The sequence below is a fragment of the Streptomyces sp. P17 genome (assembly GCF_032436805.1).
In the GTDB taxonomy this organism is placed as follows: Bacteria; Actinomycetota; Actinomycetes; order Streptomycetales; family Streptomycetaceae; genus Streptomyces.
Window position 1 is genome coordinate 1 of record NZ_JAVRBF010000444.1, and the last position, 360, is coordinate 360.

Annotated in this window: 1 protein-coding gene; it reads right to left on the minus strand. The window is 50.3% G+C overall.

Annotation, left to right across the window (positions count from 1 at the left end; all coding sequences use genetic code 11):
• Window positions 1–163 precede the first annotated feature (163 nt).
• Window positions 164–360, minus strand: a 197-nt coding sequence (locus RMT89_RS41655; RefSeq protein WP_315888959.1) for a hypothetical protein, incomplete at its 5' end; no start/stop codon positions are given.

Consider the following 360-nt stretch of genomic DNA (forward strand, 5'->3'; position numbering starts at 1 on the left):
AGGATTTCTTCGGCCTGAACGACATCGTCACGGGCTTCTAGAATATCGCGTGCCGTGACGGCAATCTGAGCGAGGATATTATCACCTAGCGGCTTCTGGGCTAGTTGTTCATAATCGTTCATCAGTAGTGCTCCTTTTCTAACACTGTAAATTATCCCCGGTTTTAGGCGTCGTCTACTTCATACACTTGGGCTTCAACCGGCGTGTACTTCTGCTGACGTCCATTCCATTGAAGAAAGCGAATGCGTCCATTATTAACATCGCAGGCAATCGCCGTCGCGAGGCCGCACAGAACCGGATTGCCCACCATCAACAGATAGTCATCGTCAGTAAAGTCGGCCAAACCTCCCCAGAGGTCTT